This is a genomic window from Massilia sp. UYP32, from assembly GCF_050434365.1.
Taxonomy (GTDB): Bacteria; Pseudomonadota; Gammaproteobacteria; order Burkholderiales; family Burkholderiaceae_D; genus Telluria; species Telluria timonae.
Window position 1 is genome coordinate 109,807 of the sequence record NZ_JBNDIK010000018.1, and the last position, 20,626, is coordinate 130,432.

General features: G+C 62.3%; 18 protein-coding genes. 11 read left to right on the plus strand and 7 right to left on the minus strand.

The features are described 5' to 3' along the window. Positions 1-52: 52 nt before the first annotated feature. On the minus strand, positions 53-922 hold the full coding sequence (locus ABIB42_RS15735; RefSeq protein WP_005664180.1) for a LysR family transcriptional regulator: 870 nt from the start codon (positions 920-922) through the stop codon (positions 53-55). Positions 923-1,055: 133 nt separating this feature from the next. Between ABIB42_RS15735 and ABIB42_RS15740 the strand changes: the two genes are divergently transcribed. Next, positions 1,056-1,802, plus strand: coding sequence for a glucose 1-dehydrogenase (locus ABIB42_RS15740; protein ID WP_005664177.1), 747 nt, complete (start codon positions 1,056-1,058; stop codon positions 1,800-1,802). Then, on the plus strand, positions 1,802-2,650 hold the full coding sequence (locus ABIB42_RS15745; RefSeq protein WP_005664175.1) for an NAD(P)-dependent oxidoreductase: 849 nt from the start codon (positions 1,802-1,804) through the stop codon (positions 2,648-2,650). Before ABIB42_RS15740 ends, ABIB42_RS15745 begins: the two co-directional genes overlap by 1 nt. 118 nt (positions 2,651-2,768) lie before the next feature. Here ABIB42_RS15745 and ABIB42_RS15750 read toward each other — a convergent pair whose 3' ends face one another. Beyond that, positions 2,769-3,314 carry a hypothetical protein gene (locus tag ABIB42_RS15750; RefSeq protein ID WP_184240392.1) on the minus strand — a complete coding sequence of 182 codons (546 nt, stop codon included), beginning with the start codon at positions 3,312-3,314 and terminating at the stop codon, positions 2,769-2,771. A gap of 243 nt (positions 3,315-3,557) precedes the next feature. Continuing rightward, positions 3,558-5,387 (minus strand): glutamine--fructose-6-phosphate transaminase (isomerizing), encoded by a 1,830-nt coding sequence (gene glmS / locus ABIB42_RS15755; protein ID WP_071360964.1) that lies wholly within the window; start codon positions 5,385-5,387, stop codon positions 3,558-3,560. A gap of 162 nt (positions 5,388-5,549) precedes the next feature. On the opposite strand from glmS, the gene ABIB42_RS15760 reads away from it, so the two are divergent. After that, positions 5,550-6,020 (plus strand): Lrp/AsnC family transcriptional regulator, encoded by a 471-nt coding sequence (locus ABIB42_RS15760; protein ID WP_071360963.1) that lies wholly within the window; start codon positions 5,550-5,552, stop codon positions 6,018-6,020. A 124-nt stretch (positions 6,021-6,144) separates the two neighbouring features. On the opposite strand, the gene glmU is transcribed toward ABIB42_RS15760, so the two are convergent. Further along, positions 6,145-7,521 carry a bifunctional UDP-N-acetylglucosamine diphosphorylase/glucosamine-1-phosphate N-acetyltransferase GlmU gene (gene glmU / locus ABIB42_RS15765; protein WP_429248630.1) on the minus strand — a complete coding sequence of 459 codons (1,377 nt, stop codon included), beginning with the start codon at positions 7,519-7,521 and terminating at the stop codon, positions 6,145-6,147. A gap of 40 nt (positions 7,522-7,561) precedes the next feature. Between glmU and ABIB42_RS15770 the strand changes: the two genes are divergently transcribed. The 4 genes from ABIB42_RS15770 (at position 7,562) to ABIB42_RS15785 (ending at position 10,051) form a co-directional block, all read left to right on the plus strand. Beyond that, on the plus strand, positions 7,562-8,440 hold the full coding sequence (locus ABIB42_RS15770) for a DUF6279 family lipoprotein (protein ID WP_429248631.1): 879 nt from the start codon (positions 7,562-7,564) through the stop codon (positions 8,438-8,440). A 69-nt stretch (positions 8,441-8,509) separates the two neighbouring features. Continuing rightward, positions 8,510-9,151 carry a 16S rRNA (guanine(966)-N(2))-methyltransferase RsmD gene (gene rsmD, locus ABIB42_RS15775; protein ID WP_229409718.1) on the plus strand — a complete coding sequence of 214 codons (642 nt, stop codon included), beginning with the start codon at positions 8,510-8,512 and terminating at the stop codon, positions 9,149-9,151. Positions 9,152-9,273: 122 nt separating this feature from the next. Continuing rightward, the gene (gene coaD / locus ABIB42_RS15780; protein ID WP_005664073.1) at positions 9,274-9,774 is read left to right on the plus strand and encodes a pantetheine-phosphate adenylyltransferase; all 501 of its coding nucleotides are present in this window, start codon (positions 9,274-9,276) and stop codon (positions 9,772-9,774) included. A gap of 16 nt (positions 9,775-9,790) precedes the next feature. Next, positions 9,791-10,051 (plus strand): YfhL family 4Fe-4S dicluster ferredoxin, encoded by a 261-nt coding sequence (locus ABIB42_RS15785; protein WP_005664071.1) that lies wholly within the window; start codon positions 9,791-9,793, stop codon positions 10,049-10,051. Positions 10,052-10,701: 650 nt separating this feature from the next. Here the strand turns inward: ABIB42_RS15785 and ABIB42_RS15790 are convergent. Continuing rightward, a complete protein-coding gene (locus ABIB42_RS15790) occupies positions 10,702-10,986 on the minus strand; it encodes a hypothetical protein (protein WP_005664069.1) in 285 nt (94 codons plus the stop codon). 149 nt (positions 10,987-11,135) lie between these two features. Here ABIB42_RS15790 and ABIB42_RS15795 point away from each other — a divergent pair, with 149 nt between their 5' ends. Then, on the plus strand, positions 11,136-12,089 hold the full coding sequence (locus ABIB42_RS15795; protein ID WP_005664067.1) for a LysR family transcriptional regulator: 954 nt from the start codon (positions 11,136-11,138) through the stop codon (positions 12,087-12,089). A gap of 96 nt (positions 12,090-12,185) precedes the next feature. On the opposite strand, the gene ABIB42_RS15800 is transcribed toward ABIB42_RS15795, so the two are convergent. Next, complete coding sequence (locus ABIB42_RS15800; protein ID WP_005664065.1) at positions 12,186-12,641, minus strand: Lrp/AsnC ligand binding domain-containing protein; 456 nt, start codon at positions 12,639-12,641, stop codon at positions 12,186-12,188. A gap of 212 nt (positions 12,642-12,853) precedes the next feature. On the opposite strand from ABIB42_RS15800, the gene putA reads away from it, so the two are divergent. Both putA and ald read left to right on the plus strand, forming a co-directional pair. Continuing rightward, the gene (gene putA / locus ABIB42_RS15805) at positions 12,854-16,501 is read left to right on the plus strand and encodes a trifunctional transcriptional regulator/proline dehydrogenase/L-glutamate gamma-semialdehyde dehydrogenase (RefSeq protein WP_429248632.1); all 3,648 of its coding nucleotides are present in this window, start codon (positions 12,854-12,856) and stop codon (positions 16,499-16,501) included. 102 nt (positions 16,502-16,603) lie between these two features. After that, positions 16,604-17,719 carry an alanine dehydrogenase gene (gene ald, locus ABIB42_RS15810; RefSeq protein WP_429248633.1) on the plus strand — a complete coding sequence of 372 codons (1,116 nt, stop codon included), beginning with the start codon at positions 16,604-16,606 and terminating at the stop codon, positions 17,717-17,719. On the opposite strand, the gene ABIB42_RS15815 is transcribed toward ald, so the two are convergent. Beyond that, positions 17,689-18,483, minus strand: coding sequence for a 5'-methylthioadenosine/adenosylhomocysteine nucleosidase (locus tag ABIB42_RS15815; RefSeq protein ID WP_314436441.1), 795 nt, complete (start codon positions 18,481-18,483; stop codon positions 17,689-17,691). The two genes, ald and ABIB42_RS15815, sit on opposite strands and share 31 nt — an antisense overlap. 1,244 nt (positions 18,484-19,727) lie before the next feature. Here ABIB42_RS15815 and ABIB42_RS15820 point away from each other — a divergent pair. Beyond that, on the plus strand, positions 19,728-20,567 hold the full coding sequence (locus tag ABIB42_RS15820) for an alpha/beta fold hydrolase (RefSeq protein ID WP_429248634.1): 840 nt from the start codon (positions 19,728-19,730) through the stop codon (positions 20,565-20,567). Positions 20,568-20,626: the final 59 nt, after the last annotated feature.

Genomic DNA, 20,626 nt, shown 5'->3' on the forward strand with positions numbered 1-20,626 from the left:
AGACGGTTCAGCACAGTCACTGATCGTTCCTGCTGTTAGCAGCACGATTCGATCATGGCGTTGTGCTCGAGGTATTCGACAGCATCGTAGCGGCGATATCCAGCATCGCCCGCAGGCGATCCATATGCCGCAGGTCGTGATGGTACCCCACCCAGATATCCCTGCCCGGGGGTTGGTCCGGCATGTCGATGCGCTGCAAGCCAGATAGCGCATCGCCAAGCGGCCTCGGCAGCACTGCAATGCCCATGCCTTGCAGGCACATCTGTGCCTGGACGGCCCGGCTCGTGCTCGTGAAGACCCGCCGCGACAGTGGAAACCTGTCGAGCAGCCAGGCGACATCGGGAAAGTGGGACTGCGCCGTATTCATGAGAACAAGGCCGACCGATGCCGGATCGGCCTGCAGTGCGGATGCGGTGTCGGCCGAGCCATACACACCATATGCCATGCTCATCAGGCGGCGCTGGACGATGTCCGGTTCGCTGAAAGGAACGAGGCGAAACGCCACATCGGCCTCGCGGCGCGACAGGTCGAGCAGGCGGTAGCTGGCGATGACTTCCGGCACGACCGCCGGATGGCGGCGCGTCAATTCGGCCAGGACAGGCGCCAACACATAGCCTGCGAACCACTCTGCCGAGGATATCCGCAACATGCCTTCGAGGCGGTCGTGATTACCCGCCAAACGTCTTTCCATGGCCAGCGCGGAATTTTCCATGGATTCGGCCAGCGCCAGCACGCCGTCCCCGGCATCCGTGAGCACCAATCCATCCCTGGTCCGGCGAAACAGCGCCTGCTGCGCCTCGTCTTCGAGCGCCTTGATCCGGCGGCCGACTGTCGGATGGCTCACACCCAGCGTCCGGGCGGCTTCACCGAACGATCCGCCGCGCACCACTGCCAGGAAGACGCGGACGTCGCTCCATTCCATGTCGTCGCTACCCGTTCAAAAATGTACTTGGAATATACATGGATGGCAGTTCTCAAACAATATCGTAAGGGGCACCATGGCGCTTCAAGCGTGCCGGCCCATTCCGGGCTGGCCTCATCCGGGATCGCAAGACATGAACAAGTTAGCAGACAAGGTCGCCATCGTGACGGGCGCGTCGAAAGGGATCGGCGCGGGCATCGCGCGCCGGCTCGCGGCCGATGGCGCGAAGGTCGTCGTCAATTACGCCTCGAGCAAGAGCGGTGCAGACAAGGTGGTCGCCGATATCGAAGCCGCCGGCGGGTTCGCGGTGGCGGTGGGCGCGGATGTCACCAACAAGACGGAGGTCGAAGCGCTGGTGAAGGCGGCGATCGACCATTTCGGGCGCCTGGACATCGTGGTCAACAACTCCGGCATCTACCAGTTCGCGCGGATCGAAGAGACCACCGAAGAACGCTATCGCAAGCAGTTCGACATCAACGTCCTCGGTCCGCTGCTGGTCAGCGCCGCCGCCGCGCCACACCTGGGCGAGGGCGGCAGCATCATCAACATCGGTTCCAACGTCACGAGCGTTCTTCCGGTCGAGAGCGCCATCTACAGCGGCACCAAGGGTGCGATCGACGTCATCACCGGCGTGCTGGCGCGCGAACTCGGTCCGCGCGGCATCCGCGTCAATGCGGTGAATCCCGGCCTGATCGAGACCGAAGGCACGCACACCGCCGGGGCAATCGGATCCGACTTCCAGACCTGGAACGAGGAACGGACACCGCTCGGCCGCAGCGGCCAGGTGCAGGACATCGCGCCGATCGTGTCCTTTCTGGCGTCAAGCGATGCCGGCTGGGTGACGGGCGAGATCGTCCTGGGTTCGGGAGGCATGCGCTGATGGAGATCGGCATCATCGGCCTGGGCGCCATGGGCCGCGCGATCGCGCGCAATCTGGCTGCGGCGGGGCATGCGGTGAAGGCGTGGAATCGTTCCGGTGGAGACGTCGCGGGCGTGCGGATGGTGGAGACGCCGGCGCAAGCGCTGCAGGCGGACGTCGCCTTGACGATGCTGTCCGACGATGCCGCGATCCGCAGTGTCTTGCTGGAGACCGGGGCGCTGGCGCAGGCGCGCAGAGGATTGGTGCACATCGTTGCATCGACCATCTCTGTCGCCTTCGCACGGGAACTCGTCGAATGTCACCGCACTGTGAAAATTGGCTACGTGGCCGCGCCGGTGCTGGGGCGGCCGGACGTTGCCGCCAAGGGGGAACTGCAGGTGCTGGCCGCCGGTCAGCCCGCGGCACTGGACACGGTTCGGCCAGTGCTGGAAGTCATCGGCAAGCGCGTATGGGACATGGGCGCGGAACCGCCCACGGCCTATGCCGCCAAGCTCGCCTGCAACATGATGATCACGATGGCGATCGAGGCCATGGCCGAAGCCGTTGTGCTGACCGAATCGCATGGACTGGCGCGCGAGCGGTTCTTCGACCTGATCCTGCATACCCTGTTCGGCAGTCGTTCATACCAGGTGTATTCGGCCAATATCATGCACGAGCGCTACGAGCCGGGATTCAAGGCATCGCTGGGCTTGAAGGATTTGCGGCTTGCGCATGCGGCGGCGGAACAGCTGGGGCGGCAGCTGCCGATGCTCGATGCGGTTCGTCAGCGAATGGGCGAGGCTGTCAGTGCCGGCGGTGGTGAAAGGGATTGGTCGGTGATGGCTGACTACACCATTCGGTCGGCATAGTCCTCTTATACCGGAGGCCTAGCGGCCGGCGGGCCGCATGTGTTGGTGAGGATCTCGATCAATACGTAAGGATGGCTGGATGGGCGACACCATTTACCCGCATGACGTCGCCTGTCATCTAGACGGGCAGGATAAATTCGTGCACGCACAAAGGATTCTTGGCAGGACCGTTTTTTTGCAGGAACTCCTTAGCCTTCTCCGTGTCGATGCGAATGCACTGCACCGGGCGATAATAACCTGGCATGGCTTCGACACTGTATGCGAACACGCCGGTCTCCACGAGAGCGTCCACTACCGCTGTCGTAGCCTGCATCACGTTGCGGTAAGGGGAATCTTTTGGAAGAAAGCAGCGACGCAGGATCGCATCGAGACCGTTCACAGCCTCGCCCTTGAATCGGTCGTAGCCTTGACGTCGTTTGCTAATTGCCAGCATCGATATCGTTCCGCGCTGCATCCAGGCATCGATAAACTGAACAAGATCGATCGCTGCTCCTGGCCCACCATACGGCAGCCGGACAAAAAGTCCATCGGCGGTGAGGAGCGAACTCGTAGCAATTTCCTGGCCTTCTGCGGCGCCGGAGCCGTTGTTACGTAAGTATTCAGCGTAGGGAATAACGACGAAGGCAGGCTCGCCATCCGCGCCATAAATGTATTGATGAGACATGGTTACTCTTGGATTTTGGTTGTAATACATCGAAGTTGACAGCCACGTACAAGCAGCGAACCGCACCTGTTTGACTGTAATACATCGAAGTCTACATCGAAATACATTGAAAATCCACTGCCTTGTTGCATCGTGTATGAAAGAAAAAGCCCATGAGCCGAAGCTCATGGGCTTTTTCAGATGCTGCTGGGTAGTGAGTTTGGCTTGCGTTCTCGCTTACTTACACCCTTCGATCGTAGCTGCTCACTCGACCGTCACCGACTTCGCCAGATTACGCGGCTTGTCCACATCGGTCCCACGCGCCAGCGCGGTGTGATACGCCAGCAGCTGCAGCGCCGCCACGTGCAGGATCGGGGACAGCAGGCCGTAGTGTTCCGGCAGACGAATCACGTGCAGGCCATCGCCCGAGGTGATGCGCGAATCGACGTCGGCGAACACGTACAGCTGGCCGCCGCGCGCACGCACTTCCTGCATGTTCGACTTCAGCTTTTCCAGCAGCGCATCGTTCGGCGCGATCGTTACTACCGGCATTTCTTCGGTCACCAGCGCCAGCGGGCCGTGCTTCAGTTCGCCGGCCGGGTAGGCCTCGGCGTGGATGTACGAGATTTCCTTGAGCTTCAGCGCGCCTTCCAGGGCGATCGGGTAGTGGATGCCGCGACCCAGGAACAGGGCGTTCTCTTTACGCGCGAATTCCTCGGCCCAGGCGATGATCTGCGGCTCGAGCGCCAGCACCGACGACAGGGCGACCGGCAGGTGGCGCATCATCTTGAGGTGTTCGGCTTCCTCGGCATCGGTCAGGCGGCCGTTGACTTGCGCCAGGGTCAGGGTCAGCAGGAACAGCGCCGCCAGCTGGGTGGTGAAGGCCTTGGTCGAGGCCACGCCGACTTCGACGCCGGCGCGGGTGATGTAGGCCAGCTGGCACTCGCGCACCATGGCGCTGGTCGAGACGTTGCAGATGGTCAGCGTGTGGTGCATGCCGAGGCTGCGTGCGTGCTTGAGCGCGGCCAGGGTGTCGGCCGTCTCGCCGCTTTGCGAGATGGTCACCACCAGGGTATCCGGGTGCGGCACGCTGTCGCGGTAGCGGTATTCGCTGGCGATCTCGACGTTCACCGGCACCTTGGCCACCGATTCGATCCAGTACTTGGCGGTGAGGCCGGCGTAGTAGCTGGTGCCGCAGGCTAGGATCAGCACGCGGTCGATCTTCTTGAACACGGCGTAGGCGCCGTCGCCGAACAGTTCCGGCATCACGCCGGTGACGCCCTCGAGCGTGTCGCCGATGACGCGCGGCTGCTCGAAGATCTCTTTTTGCATGTAGTGGCGGTACGGGCCGAGCTCGGCCGCGCCGGTATGGGCGTGCACGGTTTTCACTTCGCGCTCGACCGGACGGCCGTCGACGTCGACGATCCAGTAGCGGGCCAGCTGCAGGTCGACCACGTCGCCTTCTTCCAGATAGATGATCTGGTCGGTGGTGCCGGCCAGCGCCATCGCGTCGGAGGCGACGAAGTTCTCGTCCTTGCCGACGCCGACGATCAGCGGCGAGCCCTGGCGCGCGGCGATCACGCGGTGCGGTTCTTCGCGGCAGAACACGGCGATCGCGTAGGCGCCGTGCAGGCGCTTGACGGCTTGCTGCACGGTCTCGAACAGGTCGCCGGTGTACAGGTGGTCGACCAGGTGGGCGATGACCTCGGTGTCGGTCTGGCTCGTGAACTTGTAGCCCAGGCCGGTCAGCTCGGCACGCAGCTCATCGTGGTTTTCGATGATGCCGTTGTGGACAAGTGCAATGCGGGCATTGTCTTCGGTCGGCGAGAAGTGCGGGTGGGCATTGTGCGACGCCGGGGCGCCGTGGGTGGCCCAGCGCGTGTGGGCGATGCCGGTGAAGCCGTCGAGGCTGGCCTCTTTGACTTGCGATTCGAGGTCGGCCACGCGCGAGGTGGAGCGCGAGCGGGTCAGGCGGCCATCGAGGTGGACGGCGACGCCGCAGGAATCGTACCCGCGGTATTCGAGCCGTTTCAGGCCCTCGATCAGGACGGGGGTGATATTACGCTTGGCGACTGCACCGACGATACCGCACATGGCTAACCTCTCGAATGGAAAAACTGTTGAGTCTTATCGTAAGGCAATCGTGATGAAATAAGCTTACAGTGTGCAGCCATATTTGTTAGATTATTTCATGACGACCCATGAACAAAATAATATTTCATATACACATAAAAATTTACCGAATATTTCATCACGATGACCGAACTACCCACCCTCGACGACCTCGATCGTCGCATTCTGAATATTTTGCAAACTGACGCATCGCATACGAACGCCGAACTGGCGGCGCTCGTGCACGTGTCGCCGCCGACTTGTTTGCGCCGCGTAAAGCAGCTGACCGACAGTGGCGTCATCGAACGCCAGGTGGCGATCGTGGCGCCCGACAAGGTCGGCAGCCGCCTGTCCGCCATCGTCGAGATCACGCTCGACGTGCAGGCCGCCGAACGCATGGAAGAGTTCGAGAACCTGGCCGCCAGGGAAGCGGCCGTGCTGCAGTGCTACCGGGTGTCGCCGGGACCCGATTTCGTGCTGGTCGTGCAGGTCGCCGACATGCCGGCCTACCACGCGCTGGCGCACCGGCTGTTCACGTCGCACGCGAACGTGCGCAACGTGAAAGCCTATTTTTCGACCCACCGCAGCAAATTCGACACCCGCATCGCCGTGTAAAACACGGGCCGCCGCCTGTGGATAATATTGTGGAAGACCAGGTGGATGGACAGGGGGTAACCACGGTAAAACCCTGTGTTTATCTTGTTTGTTTCCTGTGATTACCCTGTCGACAGCCGGTGGATTACTTCTTCACTTTCACCGGACGCTTCCATCCTTCGATGGTGATCTGCTTGGGCCGCGAGATGGTCAGCTTGCCGGCCGGCGCATCCTTGGTGAGCGTGGTGCCGGCGCCAATGGTGGCGCCCTTGCCGATCGTCACCGGCGCCACCAGCTGGCTGTCGCTGCCGACGAATACCTCGTCCTCGATCACGGTGCGGAATTTATTGGCGCCGTCGTAGTTGCAGGTGATGACGCCGGCGCCGACGTTCACGCGCGAGCCGACGGTGGCGTCGCCGATATAGGCCAGGTGGTTGGCCTTGCTGTGCGCCGCCACGGTGCTGTTCTTGACCTCGACAAAGTTACCCACATGGACGTCCTCGCCCAGCTCGGTGCCGGGACGCAGGCGCGCATACGGTCCGATCTGCGAGGCGGCGCCGATGGTGGCGTCTTCGATATGGCAGAACGGCTTGATATTGGCGCCAGCACCGACCGTGGCGCCGACCAGCACGCAGTTGGCGCCGACCTTCACGCCATCGGCCAGCTCCACCCGGCCTTCGAACACGCAGCCGACGTCGATGACGACATCGCGGCCGCAAACCAGTTCGCCGCGCACATCGATGCGCGCCGGATCCATCAAGGTCACGCCTTTTTCCAGCAGTGCATGTGCGATATTCAATTGATGACGACGCTCGAGCTCGGCCAGCTGCACCTTGCTGTTCACGCCAGCCACTTCCCATTCGCCCGACGGTTGCGCCGACACGACCGGCACGCCGTCCGCCACGGCCTGGGCCACGATGTCGGTGAGGTAGTACTCGCCCTGGGCATTGTTGTTGGACAGCGCCGCCAGCCATTTCTTGAGGTGGCGGGTCGGGATCGCCATGATGCCGCTATTGATTTCGCGGATGGCGCGCTCGGCCTCGCTGGCATCCTTTTCTTCGACGATGCGCACGATGTGGCCGTTCTCGCGCACGATGCGGCCCAGGCCGAAGGGGTTGGCCTGTTCGACGGTCAGGATGCCCAACTTGTCGCTTCCTGCGGCCTCAACCAGGCGGCGCAGCGTGTCCGCCGTGGTCAGCGGCACGTCGCCGTACAGCACCAGGGTGGCGGCGCCATCGTCCAGTTGCGGCACGGCCTGCATCACCGCATGGCCGGTGCCCAGCTGCGGCTGCTGCAGGGCGGTATCGATCGACACGCCGGTCTCTTGCGCCAGCGCGGACACCATGTCGGGCACCGCTGCGCCGCCGTGCCCGTAAATCACACATAATTTCTGCGGACTCAGGCTACGGGCCGTATCGATCACGTGGCGGAGCAGCGGCTTACCAGCCAATGGATGCAGGACTTTCGGCAGGGCGGATTGCATGCGCTTTCCCATGCCGGCGGCGAGGATCACAACGTTCATAAGCCGTTCTCAAAAAGTTGAAAATATGAAAAATTCTAGCATGCGAGATACCTTGTTCCGGCGCACCCTAGCGCTATTGGCAATTGCCTTGATGGCGCTGGCGGCCGGTTGCAGCACCATTCGCTTCTCGTACAACCAGGGCGACACCTTACTGTACTGGTGGATGAATTCCTATGTCGACTTCGAAGGACAACAGGCCGACACCGCCAAGCGCGACATCAATGGATTGTTCCAATGGCATCGCCAGACCCAGTTGCGCGACTATGCTGCTCTATTGGGCAATTTCCAGCAAAAACTGGCGGGCAACCCGAGCCAGGCCGACCTGCTCCAGGCCTACCGCGAGATCCGCGTGCGCGGCGAACGCCTGTCGCAGCGCGCGGTGCCGGAACTGACGACGCTGGCCATGTCGATCACCCCCGCGCAGATCGCCAATATCGACAAGAAGTTCAAGGACAAGAACGAGGAATACCGGCGCAAGTTCATGAGCGGCAGCGTCGAGAAGCGCCAGCGCGCACGCTTCAAGAAATCGATGGAGCAAATGGAACTGTGGTTTGGCAATTTCACCAGCGAACAAGAAGCCGCCCTGCGCCGCGCCTCCGACCTGCGCCCGCTCGACAACCAGCAATGGTTGGAGGAGCGCCAGTACCGCCAGCGCCGCATCCTGGCGCTGCTGCAAGAGGTGCAACAGAAAAAGCTCAACCGCGAGCAGACCACGGCCAGGGTGCAAGGCCTGATGCGCGAGTTGTTCACACGCATGGAGTCGCCCGAGCGCAAGGCCTTCTATGACGCCAGCATCGACCACACGACGAAATACATCCTGACCGCGATCAAACTGGCGACGCCGCAGCAGAAGGCCCATGCGCAGCAGCGCATGCAGGGCTGGATCAATGATTTCGAGGCCTTGGCGGAAGGTAAATAAGCAGGGAAGGGCGGCCAGCGCAGGGTGGGAAACCCGCATGCTATAGTGCCGCCCATGCAAAAAAAGTCCATGAAATCAAGGCCCCAGGCCGCCAAACCCCACGGCGCGCCGCGCATGGCCCAGCACCAGGTCCGCATCATCGGCGGCGCCTGGAAACGCACGCTGCTGCCGGTGGTCGACGCCCTCGGCCTGCGTCCCACCCCCGACCGCGTGCGCGAGACCGTGTTCAACTGGATCAACCACCAGCTCGGCAGCGACTGGAACCAGGCCAGTTTTCTCGACCTGTACGCGGGCTCCGGCGTGCTCGGCTTCGAGGCCGCCAGCCGCGGCGCGGCGAAGGTGACCATGGTCGACAACCACGGCCCGGCCGTGCGCCAGCTCGAAGCCAACCGCGACAAGCTCAAGGCCGACAACATCACGATCCTGCGCGCCGACGCCCTGACCCTGGCGCGCGACCTGGCCACCCGCGGCCAGCGCTACGACGTGATCTTCCTCGACCCGCCTTATCAACAGGACTTATTGGCCAAGACCCTGCCGCTGTGCGCGGCGCTGCTGCTTGAAGGCGGCATGGTGTATGCCGAAGCCGAGGCGCCGTTGCCGACCGGGGGCGACGACGTCCCCGACTGGCTGATTGGCTGGGAAGTGGTGCGCGCCGACAAGGCGGGCATGGTGTATTACCATTTGCTGAAGCTGCAAGAAAAGGCGGCCTGAGTCCCGCCAGGGGCCTGGAAACCGCACAACCATTGGGCAAACCATGCCCCGGCCTGGGGCGGATGCCGTATTTTCAGGCATAATGCGCGTTCCAATAGGGTGTTCATTTTCAGGGAGCCGCAATGGTTGTAGCCGTTTATCCAGGTACGTTCGATCCGCTGACCCGCGGCCACGAGGATTTGGTACGTCGCGCATCCGGGCTGTTCGACCGACTGGTGGTCGGCGTCGCCGACAGCCGCAACAAACGTCCGTTCTTCACGCTCGAAGAACGCCTGGATATCGCCAACGAAGTGCTTGGCCATTACCCCAATGTGCAGGTCGAGAGTTTCTCGGGCCTGCTCAAGGACTTCGTGCGCAAGCACGACGCCCGCGTGATCGTGCGCGGCCTGCGCGCGGTGTCCGATTTCGAGTACGAGTTCCAGATGGCGGGCATGAACCGCTACCTGCTGCCCGACGTCGAAACCATGTTCCTGACCCCGTCCGACCAGTACCAGTTCATCTCGGGCACCATCGTGCGCGAGATCGCCATGCTGGGTGGCGACGTGTCCAAATTCGTTTTCCCTTCGGTCGACCGCTGGCTGCAGCAGAAAATCGCCAGCATGGCGCAAGCGCCGAAGGCCTGATTCCCCAGGACGTATCATGGCTTTATTGATTACCGACGACTGCATCAACTGCGACGTCTGCGAACCCGAATGCCCCAACGATGCCATTTCGATGGGCGAAGAGTATTACCAGATCGATCCGCACAAGTGCACCGAGTGCGTCGGCCATTTCGATGAACCGCAATGCGTGCAGCTGTGCCCGGTTGCCTGCATTCCGCTCAATCCGGAATGGCGCGAATCGCGCGAAGAACTCCTCATCAAGTACGAACGCCTGACGGCAGACAAGGTCACGGCCTGATTCCCCCCAAGCCGGCGACTCTGCCGGCTTTTTTGTTTCCCCGCCTCGATTTTCCTGACCGCATACCGGCTAGTCCGGCATGTGGCGTCCGCACGTCCATGAACGCCATCCTCTCATCCAGCGCTACTCGTCCGTCCTGAACTACTACTCCCGGTCAAATTTCATCGGCGCTTTTTCGCGCTTGTTGGTCTGCTGTTTTCGCTTGTCCGTCGCATTACCGTAAGTATCATTTTATATAATCTAGAATGTGAACTTTGTTGAACCTGCAGGATTTATCAACCAAATTACATTAAACCGCTGCCAATTTCACGCAATACTGGAAAATTTTCGTTTCAATCGAGAGCGACACACTACTCATCCATATTCATTCAACATGCATCCAATACACGTCATAATATACTCATCATTCTATCAATTCACTTTTCATGGATCTCATTCTAAACCCGACTATTTGACTCTTTGTGAACTTTGTTAAATAAAAAGGACGAGAAAAGCCCGGTAGCGCAAAGTCACCGGGCGTGAAGCGACATCCGGGCGTTTTTCAGGGGAAAAGAAGATGTGTCGCCGTGGCGGCGTACGACGGAGGGCAGGGACGAAAAAAAACGCGGTGTCCGTTGCCGGAGACCGCGTCAGGGGAAATCAGGTAATGATCAGTGGCGGATGCCCATCGCACGCACTTCGGCGGCGTCCACCGGATCCAGGCTGGCCAGCTTGCGCTTGAGCGCCAGCGCCTCGTCCAGCGCACGGCGCGCGGCCTGTTCGGCCTTGCTGCGGCGTGGACGCACGGTCAGGTACAGGGCGCGGCCGATGCCGACCAGCAGTGGGCGGAAAAACAGGACGAAGCCAGCCAGCAAGGCAAGATACACGGTGGTGCTGAACACCTGGCCGTAGGGCACGGCGGCGGCAGCTTGGACTAGGGTGGCGGTAGAAGACATGATAGGCTCGTTCTGTTATTGTTGAGAACTATAGTGCGTCGCAACATATAAATCTAATTCCGTTCACTGATGGCACTTATACTGTTTGTGAATGATTTGGAGTACACTACGCGTACCCCTGTCTTCACAACAGTTTTCTCCTTGATCCCATGAGCTTTCTGACGCTTGACCTGAATCTGCTGCGCGTATTCGACGCGGTGATGACCGAGCAAAACCTGACCCGCGCCGCCGGCCACCTGGCCATGACCCAGCCCGCGGTGTCGAATGCGATCAAGCGACTACGAGAAAGCCTGGGTGACGAGCTCCTGATCCGCACCGCCTATGGCGTCAAACCGACCCCGCGCGCCGAAGCCTTATGGCCGGCCGTGCGCCAGGCCCTGGCGGCGCTGGAAGCGGCGGTGATGCCGGAAACCTTCGACGTCTCCAAGGCGCAGGCGACCTTCCGCATGGCGATGGCCGACGCCACCGCCGCGCTGTGGCTGCCTTCCCTGATGCGTTCGATCGAACGCGAGGCGCCGGGCGTGAACATCCGCATGGTGCCGCTGACAACGCGCGAACCGCGTCCCATGCTGTTGCGCGGAGACATCGACCTGGCGGTCGGCTTCTTCCCCGGCGTCGCGGCCCAGCTGTCGTACGAAACCGGTTCGCCGATCCGCCACGAGCGCCTGTATTCCGGCGTCTATGTGTGCGTGATGCGCAAGGACCATCCGCTGGCCAAGGAAAAGCTCGATCTCGACACCTATTGCAAGGCCAACCACTTGCTGGTGAGCTTCTCCGGCCGTGCCCACGGCCTGGTCGACGAGGCGCTGGCCCAGCTCGGCCGCGAACGCCGTATCCTCTTGACCGTGAACCAGTTCTTCACGGCGGGCAGGGTAGTCGCGAACTCCGACCTGATCACCGTGCTGCCGAAGCACTTGATGGTCTCGACCGGCATGACCGACGTGCTGATCTGGAAGGAACTCCCGTTGCAGCTGCCGGCCGTCCACCTGGACATGCTGTGGCATGAGCGCGACGGCCGCAGCCCGGCGCATCGCTGGCTGCGCAAGAACCTGGAATCGATGGCCGAAAGCGCCTCCAAGACCGGCGTGCGCAAGGTCGTCTGACAGCGCCAGCACAAGTCGCGACGAAGCAAAATGCTTCACGTGAAACAAAACGGCCAGGCAAATGCCTGGCCGTTTTATTGATGCGCTGGCTTGTGATCAGCGGATCGGCAGCTTGGTCGTATTCTTGACTTCTTCCATCACCGCATAGGTGTGCGTCTCGCGCACGCCTTTCTGCAGCAGCGTCTTGCCCAGGAATTCGCGGTAGGCCGCCATGTCTTTCACGCGTGCCTTGACGAGGTAGTCGAAGCCGCCGGCCACCATATGGCATTCCAGCACCTCGGGAATCATCTGCACGCTCTGCTTGAACGCATCGAAGACTTCGGGAGTGGTACGATCGAGCACGACCTCGATGAAGACCAGCAGCGACACGTCGAGCAGTTGCGGATTGAGCTGGGCCGTGTAGCCCATGATATAGCCCGATTCGTGCAGTTTGCGCACGCGCTCGAGGCAAGCCGCCGGCGACAGGTTCACGCGCGCCGCCAGCTCCACATTGCTGATGCGGCCGTCATTCTGCAGCTCGGCGAGGATCTTTTTGCTGATCTTGTCCAACATCGGGTGTCTCCCGTTAATTTTATTCGGTCAGATTGTCGCATCAAAAACTATCTATTGCTAGTATCGATTAAAAGCAGAATTAATCCAGAAGAAATCCTTCTACAATCGAATCATTTCCACCGACGTACAAACCGCGCCGACCACCATTTGTGGGACGGCGCTTTTGCTGTGCGGTGCCCTTCGTTGTGACTTTTTCTTTTGACTAGATAGCCATGCAGATCGCTGCTTCCCCGGCCTCCACCTTCGTTCCCTTCGACGCCCTCCACGCTGAAACCAAAAGCGAGCAAACGCCTCTGCGCGCCGCCATCACCGCCGCCTACCGCCGCGACGAAACCGAGGCCGTGCAATGGCTGCTCGCGCAAGGCGCCACGCCGAGCGCGGATGCCCAGCCGCTGGCGCATCGCCTGGTGTCGAGCGTGCGCGAAAAGCGCACCCGCGCCTCGGGCGTCGATGCGTTGATGCACGAGTTCTCGCTGTCGTCGGAAGAAGGCGTGGCCTTGATGTGCCTGGCCGAAGCGCTGCTGCGCATTCCGGACAGCGAGACCGCCGATCGCCTCATCGCCGACAAGATCAGCCGCGGCGACTGGCGCAAGCACCTGGGCGAATCGCCGTCGCTGTTCGTCAATGCCGCAACCTGGGGCCTGCTCATCACCGGCAAGCTGGTCTCGACCAATAGCGAGCAGGGTCTCGGCTCGGCGCTCACGCGCCTGATCGCGAAGGGCGGCGAACCGCTGATCCGCAAGGGCGTCGACATGGCGATGCGCATGCTGGGCAACCAGTTCGTCACCGGCCAGACGATCGACGAAGCGCTGAAGAACAGTCGCGACAACGAGACGCGCGGCTATCGCTATTCTTACGACATGCTGGGCGAGGCGGCGCTGACCGAAAGCGACGCCAGGAATTATTACGCCTCGTACGAAGCCGCCATCCACGCGATCGGCAGGGCCTCCAATGGCCGCGGCATCAAGGATGGCCCGGGCATCTCGATCAAGCTGTCGGCGCTGCATCCGCGCTACAGCCGTGCGCAATATGCGCGCGTGATGGGCGAGCTGCTGCCGCGCGTGCGCAGCCTGGTCCTGCTGGCCAAGACCTACAACATCGGCATCAATATCGACGCCGAGGAAGCCGACCGCCTCGAGATCTCGCTCGACATGCTCGAAGCGCTCGCGTTCGACGCCGACCTGGCCGGCTTCGAAGGCATCGGCCTGGTGGTGCAGGCATATCAAAAACGCTGCCCGTTCGTGATCGATTACCTGGTCGACCTGGCCAAGCGGAGCGGCCGCAAGTTCATGGTGCGCCTGGTGAAGGGCGCCTACTGGGACGCCGAGATCAAGCGCGCCCAGGTCGACGGCATGCCCGGCTATCCGGTCTATACGCGCAAGGTGTACACCGACGTCTCCTATCTCACCTGCGCGCGCAAGCTCCTGGCGGCGGCCGACGTGCTGTATCCGCAGTTCGCCACCCACAACGCGCACACGCTGTCGGTGATCTACACCTGGGCCAAGCAGGACAACGTCAGCAACTACGAATTCCAGTGCCTGCACGGCATGGGCGAGACGCTGTACGACCAGGTCGTGGGCAGCAAGAACCTGGACAAGGCTTGCCGCATCTACGCGCCGGTCGGCTCGCACGAAACCCTGCTCGCCTACCTGGTGCGCCGCCTGCTGGAAAACGGCGCCAACTCCTCGTTCGTGAACCAGATCGTCGACGAGAACGTGGCGATCGACACGCTGCTCACCGATCCGTTCGACGTCGCGCGCGCCAGCGGCGGCAAACCGCATCCGGCGATCGCGCTGCCGCTCGACATGTTCGGCGCCGAGCGCAAGAATTCGAACGGCATGGACCTGGTCAACGAAGACGTCCTGGCCAAGGTGGCGCTTGGCCTCGCGCAGCAGCGCCAGCACGTCGCCGGTCCGCTGATTGCAGGTTCGGTCGATGCCGGCGCTCCGGCCAACGTGATCAACCCCGCGATGTCGAGCGATATCGTCGGCCAGGTAAGCGAAGCCTCGCGCACCGACGTCGAAACCGCCCTGGCCGCGGCCAGCGCCTTCGCCGCCGAATGGGCCGCCACCGCCACCCATGAACGCGCTGCGATCCTCGAGCGCACCGCCGACCTGTTCGAACAGAACGGCGTCGAGCTGATGGCCCTGGCCGTGCGCGAAGCCGGCAAATCGCTGCCGAACGCGATCGCCGAATTGCGCGAAGCGGTCGATTTCCTGCGCTACTACGCGGTGCAGATCCGCGGCTCGAGCAAGGCCGAGGCACTGGGCCCGGTCAGCTGCATCAGCCCGTGGAACTTCCCGCTGGCGATCTTCACCGGCCAGGTGGCGGCCGCCCTCGCGGCCGGCAACGTGGTGCTGGCCAAGCCGGCCGAGCAGACCCCATTGATCGCCTGCCGCGCGGTGGAGCTGTTCCTCGAGGCGGGCACCCCGCGCGCCGCGCTGCAGCTGCTGCCGGGCCGCGGCGAAGTGGTCGGCGCCGCCCTGACGGCCGATAGCCGCATCAAGGGCGTGATCTTCACCGGCTCGACCGAAGTCGCCCAGCTGATCAATCGCACGCTGGCCAAGCGCGCCGAACAGGAAGGCATCGACATCCCGCTGGTGGCGGAAACCGGCGGCCAGAACGCGCTGATCGTCGATTCCTCGGCGCTGCCGGAACAGGTGGTGCAGGACGTCCTGAGCTCGGCCTTCGACTCGGCCGGCCAGCGCTGCTCGGCGCTGCGCGTGCTGTTCCTGCAAGAGGACATCGCCGACAAGACCATCAAGATGCTCAAGGGCGCGATGCAGGAACTGCGCGTGGGCAGCCCGGACCGCCTGGCGACCGATATCGGCCCGGTGATCGACGCCGAGGCCCAGCGCAACCTGCTGGCCCACATCGAGCGCACCAGGGCCACGGCGCGCAGCCACTTCGCGCTCGAGCTGCCGGCCTCGGTCGTCGCTGCCGGCACCTTCGTGCCGCCGACCGTGCTCGAAATCGCCTCGCTGGCGGAACTCAAGCAAGAGGTCTTCGGCCCGGTGCTGCACATCGTGCGCTATCGCCGCGCCGAGCTGCCTGCGGTGATCGATGCGATCAACGCCACCGGCTATGGCCTGACCCTGGGCGTGCATTCGCGCATCGATGAAACCATCAACACCATCGTCAACCGCGCTCACGTCGGCAATATCTACGTCAACCGCAACATCGTCGGCGCGGTGGTCGGCGTGCAGCCGTTCGGTGGCGAAGGCAAGTCGGGCACCGGTCCGAAGGCGGGCGGCCCGCTCTACCTGAAACGCCTGCAGCGCGGCGCGGCGCCCTTGATGGAACACGTGCGCCAGCCTGAAGCGGCATTGGAGGCCTTGACCAGCTGGCTGCGCGCCAATGGCCAGCAGCCGGTGGCCGCGCTGGCCGAAGGTTACGCGCGCACTTCGCTCAATGGCGTCTCGATGGACCTGCCCGGCCCGACCGGAGAGAGCAACCGCCTGTCGTTCACGCCGCGCGGCGCCGTGCTGTGCGCGCCAGCCACCCCGGCCGGCCTGCTCAATCAACTGGCGGCGGCCCTGGCCACCGGCAATCGCGCGCTGGTGCTGGCGCCGACGCCTGAGTCGATTCCGGCCAACCTGCCGGCGGCGGTGAAGGAACGCGTGCGCTTCGTGGGCAAGGAAGAGATCGATGCGGCCGACGTCGCGATCGCGCTGGTCGAAACCGGCCTGGCCGGCCTGCTGCGCACGCAGCTGGCGGCGCGTCCGGGTGCGATCGTCGGCATCGTCGACACCGACGCCCTGGTGCCGGTGGACCTGTGGCGCCTGGTCGCCGAGCGCGCGGTCTGCGTCAACACGACGGCCGCTGGCGGCAACGCAAGCCTGATGACCCTGGGCCTGTAAGAATCACCGTAACGTGGGGTGGGCGGGTTTCCCGCCCACGCGTTCAACAATCAATACATCAGCAGGAGAGTCAGCAGCACCACATCACAACAGGAGACAACCATGCTTGTAGGCGTTCCAAAGGAAATCAAGAACCACGAATACCGCGTCGGCCTCACGCCGGCGTCCGTGCACGAACTGATAACACGCGGCCACCAGGTGATCGTCCAGCAAGACGCTGGCAGCGAGATCGGCCTCGACGACGCGCACTACACCGCGGCCGGCGCCACCATCGTCGACAGCGCCCAGGAAGTCTTCTCACGCGCCGACATGATCGTCAAGGTCAAGGAGCCGCAACCGCTTGAGTGCGCGATGCTGCGCGACGGCCAGATACTCTACACCTACCTCCATCTCGCTCCGGATCCGGAGCAAACCGCGGCCCTGGTCAAATCGGGCGCCGTCTGCATTGCCTATGAAACCATCACCGGCCCGGGCGGCGGCTTGCCCCTGCTTGCGCCGATGAGCGAAGTCGCGGGACGCATGGCGATCCAGGCCGGCGCCGCCCATCTCGAAAAATCCCGGGGCGGCATGGGCCTGCTGCTGGGAGGCGTGCCCGGCGTGGCGGCCGGCCACGTGGTCATCATCGGCGCCGGCGTCGTCGGCGCCAACGCGCTTCAAATGGCGGTCGGCACCGGCGCGCGCGTCACGGTGCTCGACAAGAACGTCGACCGGCTACGCCAGCTCGACCTGGTGTTCGGCAACCGCATCTCGACCCTGTATTCGAATGCCCATGCGCTCGAGGAAGCGGTCGTGAATGCCGACCTGGTGATCGGCGGCGTGCTGGTGCCGGGCGCCGCGGCGCCGAAGCTGGTCACGCGCGCCATGGTGGCGCGCATGAAGAAGGGCGCGGTGGTGGTCGACGTGGCGATCGACCAGGGCGGCTGTTTCGAGACCTCGCACCCAACGACGCACGCCGATCCGACCTTCCTGGTCGATGGCGTGGTCCACTACTGCGTCGCGAACATGCCGGGCGCGGTGGCGCGCACCTCGACCTTCGCCCTGAATAACGCCACCATCGGCCATGCCCTGGCGCTGGCGAACAAGGGCTGGCGGCGCGCGCTGGCGGACGACGTCCACCTGCGTCATGGCCTGAACGTCTGCCAGGGCAAGGTGACCTTCGAGGCTGTCGCCCAGGCCCTCGGCTACGACTACATCCCCGCCGACTCGCTCCTGGGCTGAAGCGGCGCTTCCACCAGATGCCGGCACAGGCGCCGGGTGATGTGGAAAGCATATTGCGCGGCCACCGACTTCACGAAGCGCATGAAGTCGTGGGCCGCGTTTTCATTGGCGTTGTCCGATACCGCGCGGATGACGGCGAACGGCACATCCAGTTCGTGACATACCTGCGCCACCGCTGCGCCCTCCATCTCCACCGCCACCAGCCCGGGCAGGGCGCCATTCAAGGCATCGATGCGCAGGCGGTCGTTGACGAACTGGTCGCCGCTGGCGATCAGGCCGCGATGCACGCGCGGCTGCGCCAGGCCGAAGGCCTGTCTCTCGGTCTCGGAGATCGTCTCCAGAAAGTCGCATTCCAGGAAGGCGTGGGCGGCCCCGGACAGGCGCAGCGACAGCTGCTGGTCTGGCTGGAAATGCGTCTGGCCCGTGAGCGGCACCTCGAAACGCGGAAACAGGGGGCTGGCATCCATATCGTGCTGGACCAGCGATTCGGCCACCACGATGTCGCCGACACGGATTGTTTTATCCCCGGCGCCGGCAACGCCCGTGAAGAGGATGTGCGTAACTCCGAACTTTTCCACAAGCGTTGTCGCCGTCATCGCAGCGGCAACCTTGCCAATCCGCGATAAAACGCACACAGCGTCGATTTCCCACAGTCGTCCGACCCAGAACTCGCGTTTGCCGTGGATGAGCTTGGCGGGCCCTTCCATGGCTTCCACGAGGCCTGCCTGTTCTTCGTGCAAGGCGCTGATGATCCCTAGACGCATGTTTTCTTGATGAGTGAGTGTGTAGAGATGTCGTGCACCCTGGTGGCCGTTCAGATCGGCAACTGTGCATAAGGGACGGATTGTACACAGCTTCCACCGCATGCAGTCCTTGAATTGCAACGATCGTGGTTCTTGCTGGAAGAGGTGAACGCCCTGTTCTGGAAGACGCTTTTTTGCCTGCGCTGTGTTTGCTTATTTAATTAAGAGATATGTATACAAGGTTGATAGTAGTAGGTAAACGCGACGTTCTCTGTGGATAAGACAGGTTTACTCCACAGTATCAACGGTTTACGACGCCGTTTACGCGCTGGAAAAAGCTTGCGTTCGGCTTGCACGGTTCTTGGACAACAAATCGGCGGTAGGAAAAAGCAGCTGTTCTGCACATCTGATGCTGTGGATATGCAGCGGCTTTTCCACAGCCGGATCTTTGTCACTGCTGTTCGGCAGGCATCGTTGACGGTACAGGTGCATCTTCCATGACCGGGGACCAGTGCGTTACCACGGCGTTTTTTGTACGCCATACATTGGTTGCAGCTTTTTGGGTGGTGCAGAGCCAGCTGCGATGGCGTTTCCTTAGATTGTTATAGCCAAAAGCTTGTATACAAAATGGTAGTAATAGTAAACGCCGGCCGCTTTGTGGATAAAAGCGATTTTTTCCACAACATCAGGGGTTTACGGTCGTGTTAACCCGCTGGAAAACGCTTGTGCCGGCGCTGTAGGAAAGTTGGATAGAAATTGCTCGCCTGGACAAGCAGGGGTTTCTGCACATTCCATCCTGTGGATATTCATTCGGTTTTCCACAGAGGCCGGCTTTGTGCCGGTGTTGATGGCCCTGGCGAGCAAGGTGCGAGCGCCTGCAGTCGGGATGGCCAACTGCGTCGACTGGCGTGATATCGCTTCCCGGATTTGCCACACTCGAGGAAAATTTTTTTTTTCGCGGGCTCACCAGGTTTACAACCAATATCTGTATACAACGCTGATAGTAGTGGTTAACGGTCGCAGGTTTCTGTGGACAACCCGATTAAAGAACGAGAAATCAGGGATTTATGTCACGGATAAGTCCGTGCACTGCTGAGCAAACTGCTTGGTGGCAAATCTGGACAAGATTTTTGCCTGTGCAAAAAAGCTGAGTTTTACACAAACGATACCTGTGGATATCAAGTAGCTTATCCACAGAAGGGGTCTGGACAGGCGTTTACGTTCTGGTAAGCTGTTTCCCATCGAACTGAGGTACAGGGAAACGCATGGATGTCGTGTCGCGGTACGCCAGGGTCAATGGTTTGAGCATGCATTACGTGACTGCCGGTGAGGGCCCGCCAGTCCTGCTCCTGCATGGCTTTCCGGATACCCATGCGGTGTGGCGACGTCAGATCCCGGCCCTGGCCGCGGCTGGTTTCCAGGTCATCGCTCCCGACCTGCGCGGCTACGGCAAGACCGATATGCCGCCCGACGTCAGCGCCTACGCAGTCGAATTCGTGGCCGATGACGTGCTGCAGCTCATGGATGCACTGGGTATCGCCGAGGCGACGGTGGTCGGTCACGACTGGGGCGCGCAGATCGGCTGGCACCTGGCCATGCATGCGCCGCAGCGTGTCAGCCGCTATGCGGCGCTGTCGGTCGGCCACCCGAAGTCGCTCGCAAAGTCAGGCCTCACGCAAAAACTGCGCTTCTGGTACATGGCGGTGTTCATGACGCCGGTCCTGGCCGAGACGCTGTTGAGGGCAGGTGATTGGGCGGCGCTGCGCGCGATGAATCGCAGCCGCGAAGAGCAGCAACTCTGGATCGATGCGCTGGCGCCGCAAGGCCGGCTGACTGCGGCCCTGAATTACTATCGCGCCAATCTGAAGGCTTCCGGCGGCAAGCGGTGGAAGCCGGTCGACGTGCCGGTGCTGGGCGTCTGGAGCGAGCACGATCCCGCATTGCGCGAGCAACAGATGCTGGACACGCGCCAACAATGCCGCGCCGGTTTCGAGTACGCGCGGATCGACGGCGTGGGCCATTGGCTGCAGCTGTCGGGCGCCGACCGGCTCAACGGGCTGCTCATCGATTTCGCAAGATCGCAGGCGGCGGTCACGCCGGCATAGCTTGTGCGGGGAAGGGCGGCGGCGTGTCAGTACGGCTTGCTTGCCGTACAATATTGGCT